The sequence below is a fragment of the Nocardioides sp. CF8 genome (assembly GCF_000389985.1).
In the GTDB taxonomy this organism is placed as follows: Bacteria; Actinomycetota; Actinomycetes; order Propionibacteriales; family Nocardioidaceae; genus Nocardioides; species Nocardioides allogilvus.
Map to the genome: position 1 here is coordinate 3,129,196 of NZ_CM001852.1, position 13,427 is coordinate 3,142,622.

Annotated in this window: 11 protein-coding genes; 3 read left to right on the plus strand and 8 right to left on the minus strand. The window is 72.2% G+C overall.

Annotation, left to right across the window (positions count from 1 at the left end):
* Positions 1-81 precede the first annotated feature (81 nt).
* Together CF8_RS15300 and asnB are read left to right on the plus strand one after the other, a co-directional pair.
* Complete coding sequence (locus CF8_RS15300) at positions 82-2,100, plus strand: glycosyltransferase (RefSeq protein ID WP_010834014.1); 2,019 nt, start codon at positions 82-84, stop codon at positions 2,098-2,100.
* Positions 2,100-3,944, plus strand: a complete 1,845-nt coding sequence (asnB, locus tag CF8_RS15305; protein ID WP_010834015.1) for an asparagine synthase (glutamine-hydrolyzing) — start codon at positions 2,100-2,102, stop codon at positions 3,942-3,944. Before CF8_RS15300 ends, asnB begins: the two co-directional genes overlap by 1 nt.
* Here asnB and CF8_RS15310 read toward each other — a convergent pair.
* The 8 genes from CF8_RS15310 to CF8_RS15345 form a co-directional block, all read right to left on the minus strand.
* Positions 3,941-5,425, minus strand: a complete 1,485-nt coding sequence (locus CF8_RS15310; protein ID WP_010834016.1) for an O-antigen ligase family protein — start codon at positions 5,423-5,425, stop codon at positions 3,941-3,943. The genes asnB and CF8_RS15310 overlap by 4 nt on opposite strands.
* Positions 5,425-6,252: a hypothetical protein gene (locus CF8_RS15315; RefSeq protein WP_010834017.1), complete on the minus strand. Its 828-nt coding sequence runs from the start codon at positions 6,250-6,252 to the stop codon at positions 5,425-5,427. The genes CF8_RS15310 and CF8_RS15315 overlap by 1 nt, the downstream gene beginning before the upstream one ends.
* 88 nt (positions 6,253-6,340) lie before the next feature.
* A complete protein-coding gene (locus CF8_RS15320) occupies positions 6,341-7,213 on the minus strand; it encodes a right-handed parallel beta-helix repeat-containing protein (RefSeq protein WP_010834018.1) in 873 nt (290 codons plus the stop codon).
* 84 nt (positions 7,214-7,297) lie between these two features.
* Positions 7,298-8,869, minus strand: coding sequence for a lipopolysaccharide biosynthesis protein (locus tag CF8_RS15325; RefSeq protein ID WP_084622896.1), 1,572 nt, complete (start codon positions 8,867-8,869; stop codon positions 7,298-7,300).
* Positions 8,866-9,870 (minus strand): glycosyltransferase, encoded by a 1,005-nt coding sequence (locus CF8_RS15330; protein WP_010834020.1) that lies wholly within the window; start codon positions 9,868-9,870, stop codon positions 8,866-8,868. Before CF8_RS15330 ends, CF8_RS15325 begins: the two co-directional genes overlap by 4 nt.
* A 3-nt stretch (positions 9,871-9,873) precedes the next feature.
* Positions 9,874-10,707, minus strand: coding sequence for a sugar phosphate nucleotidyltransferase (locus CF8_RS15335; RefSeq protein WP_010834021.1), 834 nt, complete (start codon positions 10,705-10,707; stop codon positions 9,874-9,876).
* A 26-nt stretch (positions 10,708-10,733) separates the two neighbouring features.
* Positions 10,734-11,963, minus strand: a complete 1,230-nt coding sequence (locus CF8_RS15340) for a class I SAM-dependent methyltransferase (protein WP_036491183.1) — start codon at positions 11,961-11,963, stop codon at positions 10,734-10,736.
* Positions 11,964-12,084: 121 nt separating this feature from the next.
* Positions 12,085-12,918 carry a glycosyltransferase family 2 protein gene (locus CF8_RS15345; RefSeq protein WP_010834023.1) on the minus strand — a complete coding sequence of 278 codons (834 nt, stop codon included), beginning with the start codon at positions 12,916-12,918 and terminating at the stop codon, positions 12,085-12,087.
* A 130-nt stretch (positions 12,919-13,048) separates the two neighbouring features.
* On the opposite strand from CF8_RS15345, the gene CF8_RS22600 reads away from it, so the two are divergent.
* Positions 13,049-13,427, plus strand: a 379-nt coding sequence (locus CF8_RS22600) for a hypothetical protein (protein ID WP_198016854.1), incomplete at its 3' end; no start/stop codon positions are given.

Consider the following 13,427-nt stretch of genomic DNA (forward strand, 5'->3'; position numbering starts at 1 on the left):
GGGGCCAGGTCTCGCAGCACCGATCCGCGAGCGCCGGTGCCCCGCCGAGTCGGAGGGGGAAGCGTCATCCTGACTGTCGTCGTGGTCACGCATGACAGCCGTGCGTACCTGCCACGGCTGGCCGGCTCGCTCCCGGCCGGGCTGGCGGGCGTCGAGCAGTGGCGGGTCCACGTCGTCGACAACGAGTCGCGCGACGGGACCCCGGAGCTGGCGCAGCGGCTGCTGCCGGACGCCCGGGTGACGCGGGCCGGCGGCAATCTCGGCTACGCCGCTGCCATCAACCTCGCGGCGGCCGACGCCGGGGACGACGACCTCCTCGTGCTCAACCCCGACGTGCGCCTGCACCACGGCTGTGTCGCCCGGCTGCTCGGCGCGCTCGCCGCTCCCGGGGTGGGCATCGCCGTACCCCGTCACCTCGACGACGACGGCCACCTCGCGCCGTCACTGCGCCGGGAGCCGACGGTCGTGTCCGCCTGGGCCGAGGCCGTGATCGGCGGGCGTCGCGCCGCCCGACTGGGGCTGTCCGAGACGATCACGGACGCGGGTCGCTATGCCGAGGCCGGCGACGTCGACTGGGCGACGGGGGCCGTGCTGGCCATCTCGGCCTCCTGCCGGCGCGCCGTGGGGGCGTGGGACGAGTCGTTCTTCCTCTACTCCGAGGAGGTCGACTACTGCCGCCGAGCACGCGGTGCGGGCTTCTCCGTGCGCTACGAACCGAGCGCGGTCGCCTCCCACACCAGCGGCGCCTACGGCACCGATGCCGCCTTGTGGAGCCGGCTCGTCCACAACCGGGTCCTGGACCACTCGCGCCACCACGGCCGGGTCCGGTCGGCCCTCTTCCGCAGCGGCGTGGTCACCGGCGAGGCACTCCGGTCCCGGTCCCCCGCCCATCGGGCGGGCCTGCGCACGGCGCTAGGGGCTGCGCCCGGTCCGCGAGCCGAGCAGACGGGCGTCATCTGGTTCGCGGCGCAGGACTGGTGGTACCACAACCAGGCCCACTCGGACTTCCAGCTGATGCGCGAGGTGGCCCGGCACCGCCCGGTGCTGGTCGTGAACAGCCTGGGGCTCCGCCTCCCCCGCAAGGGGACGAGCACCGGCTCCGGCAAGCGCATCCTGCGCAAGCTGCGCAGCATGACCAAGCTGGTACGGCGCCCGCTGCCGGCCGTCCCCGGGTTCCACGTGCTCACGCCCCTCATGCTCCCGCTCTACGGCGACACCCGGGGTGCGCGGGTCAACGCCTGGTTGATCCGTCAGCAGGTGCGTGTGGTGGCGCGGGCGATCGGCGTCGGGGACCGTCCGGCGGTCGGCGTCACGATCCCGACGGCCTGGCCCGTGGTGCGGCCGATGAGGAGGTCGGCGCTCGTGTTCAACCGCTCCGACCTCCACTCGGCCTTCCCCGAGGCCGACGGCGCGTGGGTCGCCTCGCTGGAGCGGGCCCTGCTCGAGGAGGCGGACCGCGTGCTCTACGTCAGCCACGAGCTGATGCGCCACGACGCGGACGTCGTGGGCGGGCGCGCCCACTTCCTTGACCACGGCGTCGACATCGAGCACTTCCGCAGCGACCCGCTCACGATCGACCCGGAGGTCGCCCGCCTCCCCCGGCCACGCGTGGGCTTCTTCGGTGGCCTGGACGACTACGTCGTCGACGTGGACCTGCTGCGGCGGACCGCGCAGGCCAACCCGGACCACAGCCTGGTGCTGATCGGCGACGCGACCTTCCCGATGGACGACCTGGTCTCCCTGCCCAACGTCCACTGGCTCGGGTTCCGGCCCTACGCCGACATCCCCGCGCTGGGGCGCGGCTTCGACGTGGCGCTGATGCCCTGGCTCGACAACGACTGGATCCGCTACGCCAACCCGATCAAGCTCAAGGAGTACCTCGCCCTGGGGCTGCCCGTCGTGACGACGGACTATCCCGAGGTCGAGGACTACCGGGACCGGGTGCTGGTCGCCGGGCGCGACGACTTCCCCGCCGCCGTGCGCCGCCTCCTCGCCGACCCGCCCGACGGAGAGCGGCTCCGTGCGTCGGTCCTGCACTGCGCCTGGGCGGCGCGGGGCGCCGACCTGATGGGGCTGTTCGACGAGGTCCGGGCCCGCTGATGTGCGGCATCGCCGGCATCCGCCGCTTCGACGACAACGCCGTCAGCGAGGACACGCTGTGGGCGATGGCGACCGTGCTGCACCACCGCGGCCCCGACGAGTCGGCGACCTGGCGCGGCGACGGGGTCGGGCTGGCCCACACCCGGCTGTCCATCATCGACCTGGCCGGCTCCCACCAGCCCATGACGTCGGCCGACGGGCGCTGGGTCCTGGTCTTCAACGGCGAGATCTTCAACTACCAGGAGCTCCAGCTCACCCTGGACTACCCGTTCACCACCCACGGGGACACGGAGGTGGTGCTCGCGGGGTTGACGGTCGTCGGACCCGCGTTCGTCGAACGCCTGCGCGGGCAATTCGCCTACGCGGCCTTCGACACCCGCACCGGGGAGACACACCTGGCGCGCGACCGCCTCGGTGTCCTGCCCCTGCACTACTCCCTCGACCACCGGGCGCTGGTGTTCGGCTCCGAGATCAAGGCGCTGCACGCGGCCGGGGTTCCCCGGCGCGTGGACGAGGACAGCCTCGACGCCTACCTCACGGCGCGCGCCGTCCCGGCGCCGTACACGCTCTTCGCTGGGGTGCGGAAGCTGCCGCCGGGTCACCGCGCGCGCGTCAGCAGGACCGGGGAGCTGCAGGTGGAGCGCTACTGGGCACCGCCGCCCTCGGACCCCGGTCACCTGTGGACCCCGCAGTCGGCGGTGGCCGCAGTCGACGCCGCAGTCACCGATGCCGTCGCGGCCGCGCAGGTGGCCGACGTCCCGATCGGGTGCTACCTCAGCGGTGGCGTCGACAGCAGCCTCATCGCCGCGGTCATGCAGCGGCTGCGGGGCGGCGCCCCGGTCACGACGTTCGCCGCGGGCTTCGGCGATCCCCGGCTGGACGAGCTGCCGTGGGCCCGGCGCGTCAGCGAGCACGTCGGCACCGACCACCACGAGGTGCACCTGCGGGCCGACGACTTCGAGGACCTCTGGCCCCGGCTGAGCTGGCACCGTGACGCCCCCATCTCCGAGCCGGCCGACATCGCCGTATTCGGGCTGGCCCGCGCGGCCCGCGAGCAGGTCCGGGTGGTGCTGTCGGGCGAGGGCGGCGACGAGCTCTTCGGCGGCTATCCCAAGCACCGCTTCGCGCGGGCGCTCGCCGTGGCCTCGGTGGCCCCGGCCTCCCTGCGCCGGGTCGCCGTGGATGCGCTCGAGCCCCGGCTCGGGCCCCGGTTCGCGCGGGCCCGCATCGCCGTACGCGCCGCTGGTGCGGGTGACGAGCGCGAGCAGCTCTCGACGTGGTTCGCCCCCTTCACCACCGCCGAGCGACGTCAGCTGCTGGGCGGTCGGCCGGCGGCCCGCTGCCGACCCGACGTGCTCGGCGGCGACGCCCTCGACCGGATGCTGCGCCACGACCTGGGCGGCTGGCTCCCTGACAACCTGCTCGAGCGCGGGGACCGGATGTCGATGGCCGCCTCGCTCGAGCTCCGCCCGCCGCTGCTGGACCACCACCTCGTCGAGCTGGCGTTCCGCCTGCCCTCGTCCGTCAAGGTCCGCAGGGGCGTCGGCAAGTGGGTGCTCAAGGAGGTCGCGCGCCGCTACCTGCCGGCGGAGGTGGTGGACCGGCGCAAGGTCGGCTTCAAGGTGCCCCTGGACCTGTGGTTCCGCACCGACCTGCGCGACTCGATGTGGGAGCGGCTCACCGGCACCGACTCGTTCGTGGGCCAGACCCTCGACCGCCGGGCCGTGCACCGCTTGCTGGAGCGGCACGACCGGGGCGTGGCGAGCGAGGAGAGCCGCATCTGGACGCTGATGTGCCTGGAGGTCTGGCACGAGAGCTTCTTCCGGTCGACGACGGACGCCTAGGTCCGGGCCGGGACCGGGCCGCCGGCCGGGACCTCCGCGGGCGCGGCCGTGCGCTTCGGGCGGTCCCGGACCAGGCTCCAGTGCGCGCCGGCGCACCCGATGACGAGGAAGAGCAGGAATGCACTCTGGCGGAAGCTGAGGGCGTCGTAGGTGAGGGCCGCGAAGGAGAGGGCCGCGAGGGTGGCGGCCATGGCCTGGCCCTCGCTGCGCAGCGCGGGATCGTCGCTGCGATGGCGGACCCCCCGGGCCACTCCCATCCCCACGACACCGAGCGCGACGAACGCCACGAGGCCCACGACCCCTCCCTGGAGGAGGGACGCGAGGTACTGGTTGTCGAGGAAGAAGTAGACGTCCGGCACGAACGTGCCGAGCCCGCGCCCGAACCACCAGTGGCCCTGCATCAGGGCGGGGATCGCCTGGTAGTCGTCGGTCCGGCCGGCGATGCTCGGGTCGGTGCTGACGTCGAGGAACAGGCTGCGCACCGTGCCGAGCAGCCCGGGGACGGCTGCCCGGAAGAGGCCCAGGCCGATCAGCCCGAGCACGAGCGCGTTGAAGCGTCCGCGACGGGAGAGGGCCACCGCGTAGACGGCAAGCCCCACTGCCAGGGTCAGGAACCCCGACCGGGACACGCTCATCGGCACCGCCACCAGCAGCGCGACCAGCGCGACGACGAAGCGCCATCGCCGTCCACCCGCCGGGTGCAGGCAGAAGTGCAGGGCCAGCGGCACGAGGGCGGCGGTCACGACCGAGAACTCGATGGGGTGCGAGGCGCCCGCGGTGACCCGGTCGAAGCCGGACCTGGTGTCGGACACAAGATCGACGTTGGCCGTCAGCCCCGGCAGGCGCATCAGCTCTCGGAAGTCGAAGCCGGAGAACGCGAACTCGAGGATCCCGACGAACGCGGCCACCCCGCCCACCAGGACGAGGCGCTGCAGGAGCCGGGTGATGCGCTCGCGGCCTCCGAGCGCGTCGACGGCGAGCAGGGCCACGCCGAGCATCCCGAGGAGCGGGAAGACGACCCGGTCCGCGCTCGCCTGCTCGGCGGGCGTCAGGTCCCGGGCCATCGCCGCGGCGTAGGACATCAGGGCCGCGATCGTGAAGGCGAGCAGCACCCACCGCACCGGGTGCAGCTCGGCCACCTCGCTGAGGTTGAGGATGCGCGACGCGGCCCAGATGGCCAGCGCCGCCATCGCGACCAGGACCGCCGGGCTGCCCACCGACTTCAGCGGTCCGACCAGCACGTAGTCCTGCGGCAGGAGCAGGAGCAGCACGACCAGCAAGGTCAGCACCGAGCACCCGTCGCGGGCCGAGAGCGCGAGCATCCCGATGATGGCTCCGAGGATCAGCAGCGCTGCGACCGCGGCACCACCCAGCGGTCCCGTGAGCGGGACGATCGCGACGACCAGCAGGAGGGCGGCGCACGCCACGGCACCCGCGCCGAGGAGCACCCGGCGCAGTGGCAGGCCGCGGCCCGGGAGCACTACCGACCGCCGGTACGGCGACGCTGGCGCGTTCCTCGGTCGGGCTGCCCTGCCAGCGGCCGCTGGGCACGGGCCTGCCCGTTCGAGGCGTTGACCGTCGGTGGCGACTCCGTCGCCGGGAGCGCCTCGAGGGGGCTCATCGAGTGCGTCGTGCCGCGGCCGGCCTGCGGTTCGGCGACCGCGCGCTGGCGGCGCAGCTGGCGCAGGACGCGGTCGGCGACGACGGACCACGCAGCCCCCATCAGCAGCCCGATACCCATCACGGCCACCACCAGCTTCATGCCCGAGGTGGAGGGCAGTGCGTCCACCTGCGTCGGGGCGAGGATGAACGGCTGGTAACGGCCCGCCCGGGGTGCACCCGCCCGGGTCTGGAGCGTGTCGGCGATGCCGGGAGCGGCCTCGATGACCCGGTCCACGACGGCTCGGACCGCCTGCTCGTCCTCTCCCCAGGCCCGGACCTCGTAGGTCGTCTCGAACTGGGGGATCTTCACCGAGTAGGACGAACCGTTCTCGACCTCCCCGGCACCCCAGCCACGGGTGCCCTCGCCGCCGAGCTCCTCCTGGGTGGCGCGCGAGTTGAGCTGGGCCTCGAGCGCCGCTCCGATCAGGGCACCGCCGTTGGCGCCGAGCGGGTTGGGCGCCGCCTCAGTCCCGCTGGCGTCGCTGGGCGGAGGATCGGTCTGGACGAGCCCGTAGGAGGCGGCTGCCGTGAAGGTGGTCTCCTGCGCCTGGACCAGCTGGAAGCTGACGCCCGCGGCTCCGAGCAGGATCGGGAGCATGATGTACCAGCGGCGCAGACAGACCTTCAGGATGTCGACGGCATCCATGTGACCACCCCCCGCGTGCGCTCGGTTGTGGTCCCGATCCTAGGTGGCCCGGACCACGCTTTTCGGGCGAATGGCGTGGTCCACGGCGTCACCCCTGCTTGCAGAGGTCGACCGGTCGCCCGGTCTTGGCCCAGGTGTTGCCCGAGCTCGTGAACCCCGCGTTCCCGGAGGCGCCGAGGAGCAGGCAGGGCCCCCACTTGATGTCCCCGCCGATCTTGTTGCGCGTGAAGGTCGCGTTGGTGGCGTCGACCATGACCGAGAAGGCGAAGCCGAACAGCCAGTTGTCGCGCACCTCGACGTTCGAGGTGCCGCCGTTGGCGTGCTCGAGGAAGACGGCGGCGTTGAAGTTCTCGTGGTAGCGGCCGGCCCGGTAGGTGGAGCAGGTGATCGACAGGCCGTCCACGCCACGGACCTGGGTGCCGTCGTAGTGGTTCTCGGAGGGGGTCTGCGGCTGGTGGACGAGGTTGTGTCGCAGAGTGATGTCGCGGACCAGGGCCTCGCGGTCGGAGGTGATGTGGATGCCGTCGTCGGGGCTGGCCGCGATCCGGGACCGCACGACCGACACGTCGGAGGCGCTCGAGATGCCGATGCCCTGCGTCGTCACCCGCCGGATCCTGACCCGGTCGCCCAGCACCATGATCGAGCCGGCGACGCTCACGTTGCGGATCGTCACGTCGGACCCGACGACCTCGAGGCTCTGGACGCTCGCGTCCTCCAGCCTCTGGCCCGAGTCGAGCGTCGTCACGGCCGACGGCTTGAGGTCGCCCCGGGCGCCGGTGGTGGACCTCGACGGCCGGAACTTGCACGGCGACGAGGGCGCGGACGAGTCGCGGGCGCCGTACGCCGATGACGAGGCGCCCTGCGGGGGCGGGGCGGCTGCGCCCGTGAAGGCGAACGAGGCGACGGCGAGGACCAGCAGCCGGGCGAGCGAGCGACGATGAGCGAGGTGAGGACGGAGCACGGAGACCTTTCTCAGGCTGACTGACGCGGGACCCCCCTGTGCGTCCTCCCAGTGTCACTCCGTCGCCTCGACGGGTCAATCGGCTCATCGGCTCGACCTGACGGCCCAGCGGCCCGCCACCCGTCGGGCGTCGTCCATCGCCGGCAGCCGGGCCCGCCACATCAGGGCGACGTGGACCGCGCCCCCCGTCGCGACGCCGGCCAGCAGCTGGAGCGCCGACCCTGTGCCGAGGTGGTCGGCCAGCGCGGCAGCGAGCCACGCCGCGGTCGCCATCACCGCCGAGATCACCGCGTGCGGGAGCAGCGGGCGGAGGTAGGTGCTGAGCCGCATCTCGATGAGGCCGAGCGCCATCATCATCTCGAACGGGGTCAGCACGACCACGACGACGGCCAGGCCCAGGCTGACGCCGACCAGGCCCCACTGCGACGACGCCACCATGACGGCCGCTCCGGCCAGGCAGTAGGCCAGCGCCCACCGGTAGAGCCAGTCGCTGCGCCCCATCGCCAGCATGACCGACGCGGTGACCCGCGAGATCGCCTGCAGCGCCGCCAGCGGGGCGAGCACCTGGATGACCGGGATCGCTGCCTCCCAGCCGGGGCCGTAGACGACGGCCACCGCGTCCTCGGCCAGGACGGCCAGGCCCAACATCGACGGCAGCACGATCAGCGCGACCACGCCCGCGGCCCGGCTTGCGCCGGACCGCAGCGCCTCGACGTTGTTCTGGTCGCGCGCGAAGGCTGAGAAGCTGACGGTCGAGACCGCCTCGCTCACCGTGTTGATCGGCGACGTCACCGTGCGCTGGGCGACGGTGTAGGTGCCCAGTGCCGTGCCGCCGAGCAGCCGGCTGATGATCACCTTGTCCAGCTGGGCGAAGCCGACCGCGAGGGCGCTGGAGTAGAAGAAATGGATGCTGAAGCGCGCGACCGCGCGGAGCCGTCGCGGGCTGAAGGTGGCCGAGGGGCGCCACGGCTGGTAGGCCCAGGCGGCGACCGTCGACACCGCCACGCCGGCGACCGTGCCGGCGACCAACGCCCAGATGCCCGCGCCCGCCACCGCGAGCGAGATCCCGACGAGTCCGGTGACGAGGGCGTTCGCGATGTTGATGGCGGCCAGACGGCCGAACTGCATGGTCCGCCGCAGCAGTGCGTGGTGCATGTTGCCCAGGGCTCCGAGGAGGCCGACGCTGGCCAGCACCTGGATGGCCGGCGCCGCCGCCGGCTGTCCCAGCAGGGCCGCGAGCGGCCCTGCGCCGGTGATCATGGCCGCGCACAGACCGGCGCCGAGCAGGACGTTGGCGTAGAACAGCGAGCTCACCAGCACGTCGTCGATGACGTCGCGCTGGATGATCACCGCCGACGTCCCGAGGTCCGTGAGCTGCCACACGACGACCATGACCACCATCGCCGCGGCGACGACGCCGAAGTCGCTCGGAGTGAGCAGCCTCGCCAGGATGACGTTGACCGCGAGTCGCGAGGTCTGCGTGGCGAGCTGGGCCAGCACGGTGTGGCGCGAGGCCCGAGCCACTCCGTCGGTGTCGACGACCGCGTCGAAGGACACGCTCCCCGCACCGCCCGACCCGGCTGCCTCTCCCCCCTGACGAGGTCCGTCCAGGACGTCGGGTCCGCGGCGCCGTACGTCGGGGCCCGAGCGACTCACGGCCCCGAGGCCCCGGTCCGGTGCCGGCCGACCACCGCTCCCGCGAGGGCAGGCCTGACGGGGTCGTGGGCGATCAGCAGGCGTGGGAGATCCGCCTTGCGCACCACGCTCCGGGCGGCAGCGAGCAGCAGGTCCTCGTGCTTGAGGTGCGCGACCTCGCGCACGATGGCCAGGTCCCGCAGCGCGAAGTCGAGCGCGATCTGGAGCTGGTGGTCGTCGACGTGCTCCTGGCGCATCGACCGGCGTGGCACGAGCACCGGGCACCGCCCCGCCTCGAGGGCCGCGAGCGCGGCACCGGTGCCGGCGTGCGCGATGACGACGTCGGCGCGTTCGATCGCCGCCCGGAGCTCGGCCGCGGCCACCTTCGCGCGCGCCTCGATCCCGAGTCCGGACACGTCGGTGACGCCGGTCTGCCAGAGCACGTGGGCGGTCGGCGGGATGATGCTGATCAGGTGCTCGACCAGCAGCCGGAAGTCGTAGGGAGAGGTCCCGAGGCTCACCACCACCGAGCACAGCTGGGGCACCTCGCGGTCCTTCCGGGTCTCGTAGACGTCCCACGGGGAGGCCAGGAAGCGCCACCCGCGCGAGGTCAGGGCGGTGGACTGGCTGAAGGTCCGGATGCCCGGGAACCGCGACAGCAGTGCACCCGAGAGCGACGGGCCGCTCACCCGGGTCGCGCTCTCGATGTAGACGCAGCGGACCCCGTGCAGCCGCGCCTGCGGCAGCACGGCCAGAGCCAGCGCGGCACCGGTGCTCACGACGAGGCTGAGGTCGTGGCGGGAGAACACGTCGCGCGCCTCCCACGTGTTGCGCACCAGCGCACCGAGGTCCCTGGTCGGGCAGGGCCGCGTCCACCGCACCCGCTCACCTGCCAGCAACGACTCCGTCTGCGGTGTCCGTGGAGTCATCCACAGCAGGTCGTCGCCGATGTCCAGGCGACGGCGCAGCGTGTGCAGCTGCATGATGTGGCCGCCGTCGTTGGCCACCAGGAGAGTGGTCATCGATCAACCGCAGACAGGCGTGGTGTCGTGGACCGGGGTCGCTGCCCGGGCGACGTCGTGGGTCCCGCGCCACAACGTCCAGGGACTGAGGCCGCGGGCATACATTCCCTCGAGGCGGGCCCGCTCCTTCAGGGTGTCCATCGGAGCCCAGAAGCCGGGATACCGGACGGCCCGGAGCTTCCCGTCCCGAGCCGCGCGGACGCAGCCGTCCATGACCAGGTCGTCGCCCTCTTCCAGGTAGTCGAAGATGCCCTGGCGCAGCACGAAGTAGCCCCCGTTGATGCACATCGACATGTCGGCGACCGGGGTGAGCCCGGAGACCCGGCCGCCCTCGTCGAAGTCGACGACGTGGAACGAGTCCTGCGGCTTCACGGCGAGGAACTGGGCGACACAGGCGGAGTCGGCGAACTCCTCCACCAGCAGGTCCATGGGGGCGTCGGTCAGCACGTCTCCGTAGTTGGCGAGGAAGAACTCGTCCCCCTCCAGGTAGGGACGCACGCGGCGCAGCCGCTCGCCGATGGCGGTGTCCATCCCGGTGTCGATGAAGCTGATGGTCCAGTCGCTGATGTCGGTGCCCAGCACCTCGACGTGCTGGCCGCCCTTGGTCAGCACGAAGTCGTTCGAGGCCGTCTCGCGGTAGTTGAGGAAGTAGTCCTTGACCGCCTCGGCGCCGTGGCCCAGGCACAGGATGAACTCGGTGTGTCCGAAGTGCGCGTAGTAGCGCATGACGTGCCACAGCACGGGCCGGCTCCCGATCGGCATCATCGGCTTCGGCAGCGACTGGTTGTCCGCACGCATCCGCATGCCGAGCCCGCCGCAGAACAGCACCACCTTCATGACTGTCTCCCTTCTCCGTCCGGTGCTCAGAACGTCTCGAGGTGCGGCAGCGCCACCACCAGCTCGGCGCCCCACGCACGCGTGTGCGCGAGCTGTGCGGTGATCTCGGCCCGCAGGTTCCACGGCATGATCACGATCGTGTCCGGCCGTTCCTCGACCAGCCGCTCCACGGGGCTGATCGGGATGTGGGTCCCCGGCAGGAACCGGCCGTGCTTGTGGGGGCTGCGGTCGACCGCGAAGGAGATGAGGTCCGAGCGGATGCCGCAGTGGTTGAGCAGGGTGTTGCCCTTCCCGGGGGCGCCGTAGGCCGCGACCTTCTTGCCCGCGCGCCGGCACTCGACGAGGAGCTCGACGAAGTCGTCGCGCACCCGGCTCACCTGCTCCGCGAACCCCGCATGCCCCTCGACGGTGTCCAGGCCGGCCGCAGCCTCGTCCGCGAGCACCCGCGCGACGCTCGCGCTCGGCGTCCCCGCGCGCTCGGTCGGGGTCGACCAGGTCCGCAGTGATCCGCCGTGGCTGGCCAGCTCCTGCACGTCGACCACGGTCAGTCCGGCCGTGGCCAGCACGCGCTGCGTCGTCAGCAGGGACAGGTAGGAGTAGTGCTCGTGGTAGATCGTGTCGTACTCGTTGCCCTCGATCAGCCGCAGCAGGTGCGGGATCTCGATGCTCACGTGCCCGTCGTCGGCGACGAGCTCGCGCAGGCCCTTGCTGAAGTCGACGATGTCGGGGACGTGCGCGAACACGTTGTTGGCGACGACCAGGTCCGCCCGGCCGTGGATGTCCGCGACCTTGCGTCCGGTCTCCTCGCCCAGGAACATCACCTCCGTCGGCACGCCCCGCGCGATTGCGGCGTCCGCGACGTTCGCGGCCGGCTCGATGCCCAGCGAGCGGATGCCCTTGGCAATGCTGTGCTGCAAGAGGTAGCCGTCGTTGCTCGCCACCTCGACGACGAAGGACTCCGCTCCGAGTCCGAGCCTGCTCGCCGCCAGGTCGACGAAGTCGCGTGCGTGCCGGACCCACGAGTCGGAGTAGGACGAGAAGTAGGCGTAGTCGCTGAAGATGTCCTCCGCCGCGATGTAGGCCGGCAGCTGGACCAGCAGGCACTCCGCGCAGATCCGGACGTGCAACGGGTAGAAGGTCTCGCCCCGGTCGAGCTGGTCGGCCGCGAGGTAGCTCTCGCACGGCGGCGACATCCCGAGATCGACAAACGTGTGGTCCAGCTCCGCTGAGCAGAGACGGCACTGCGGTGCGCTCACGAACTTCCCCCTCGTGTGGGCAGATCCTGCCGGTGATGGCGCCACCGTGCCTGCCGAGGAAGGCCCGCCGCGGAGGGTCAGCCCTAGAGTCGCCAGAAGTGGGTACGGCGACCTGCGGCGCCTAACGAGGGTGCGGTGGCTCCGGCTCCTCGGTCCCCCACCGGGTGTAGTAGCTGTCCGGATTGACGACGTAGCGCACCGTCGTCTCCGGCACGTGCACCGTCCGCAGTCGCCGGCTCAGGCGCCAGGCGAGCTCCCAGTCCTCCTTGGGCAGGGTCGCCGACGACCGGGCCAGACGGCTGAACCGCACACCCCTCCCCCGGCGTACGACGATGCTGTTGGTGTCGACGAAGGACTCCTCGGCGAGCGCCCTGCGCTCGAAGGGCCGCGACAGCACGTCGAGCCGGCTGCCGTCGGGGCGCACGCGCTCGACGCCCGTGTAGACGAGGTCGGCACCTCGTTCCAGGGCATCGACGCACGCGGCGAGGTGGTGGGGCTGCCACTCGTTGTCGTCGTCGAGGAAGGCGAGGAAGGTCGAGCCGGACAGCGCGATGCCGACGTTGCGCACGACACCGGCCACACCGGTGTTGTGGGTGAGCGAGACCGCCACGAGGCGCTCGTCGGCGGGCAGCGGCGGCAGGCCGGCACCGTCGTCGACCACGACCACGACGTGGTCGCGGACCGTCTGTGCCAGGGCGCTGTGCACGGCGCGGACGAGCGACTCCGGCCTGTTGCAGGTCGCGATCACGGTGGTGACGAGAGCCGGCGGCACCACCACCGTCCTGCCCAGCCGCTGCGCCTCGCGGCGCTCCGTGCGCATCGCCCGCACCGCACCCGGCCACCCCACCGCCTTGTTCCGGGCCTCGAACAACGGCCAGATCCCGAACGTACGGCGCAGCCCGGCGCGCACGGCGAGCACCGCTCGACCTCGCGACCTGGGTTGCCCGGGCTCCATGTGCGGCACGCTACCGCCGACCCGGCCGTCCCTGGGGCGATCGGTCGTCGCCGTACGACCCATCCCCAAAATGGAACGCATTTGCGTCGTAGGGCACCGGGCTCCGCGAAGCTCGGCTCATCATCCGTCCATGACGACAGCCTTGACCGGGACCAGCGGCACCGTCGTGCCGGGAACGCTCCGAGCCGGCGACCGCGTGCGACTGCGCCCACTGGCCGACATTCTCGCGACGCTCGACGACACCGGGTCCTACCAAGGCGTGCCGTTCATGTCCGAGATGGCGGCCTACGCAGGTCGGACGATGACGGTCTACCGACGGCTCGAGAAGATCTGCGACTACATGGGCGAGGAGTCCCGGAGCCGGCGGATGACCGACGCCGTCCTGCTGCGGGAGACGCGCTGCGACGGATCCGGCCACGGGGGCTGCCAGGCGGAGTGTCGCATCTTCTGGAAGGAGGTCTGGCTCGAGCGCGCGACCGGGCCCGATCCCGCTCCCGAGGAGCTGCGGG

What these genes read in the sequence shown, in the direction of transcription:
- asnB (WP_010834015.1), top strand. Translation starts at nt 2,100, where the DNA reads ATGTGCGGCATCGCCGGCATCCGCCGCTTCGACGACAACGCCGTCAGC.
- CF8_RS15315 (WP_010834017.1), bottom strand. Translation starts at nt 6,252, where the DNA reads ATGGATGCCGTCGACATCCTGAAGGTCTGTCTGCGCCGCTGGTACATC.
- CF8_RS15330 (WP_010834020.1), bottom strand. Translation starts at nt 9,870, where the DNA reads ATGACCACTCTCCTGGTGGCCAACGACGGCGGCCACATCATGCAGCTG.
- CF8_RS15335 (WP_010834021.1), bottom strand. Translation starts at nt 10,707, where the DNA reads ATGAAGGTGGTGCTGTTCTGCGGCGGGCTCGGCATGCGGATGCGTGCG.
- CF8_RS15345 (WP_010834023.1), bottom strand. Translation starts at nt 12,918, where the DNA reads ATGGAGCCCGGGCAACCCAGGTCGCGAGGTCGAGCGGTGCTCGCCGTG.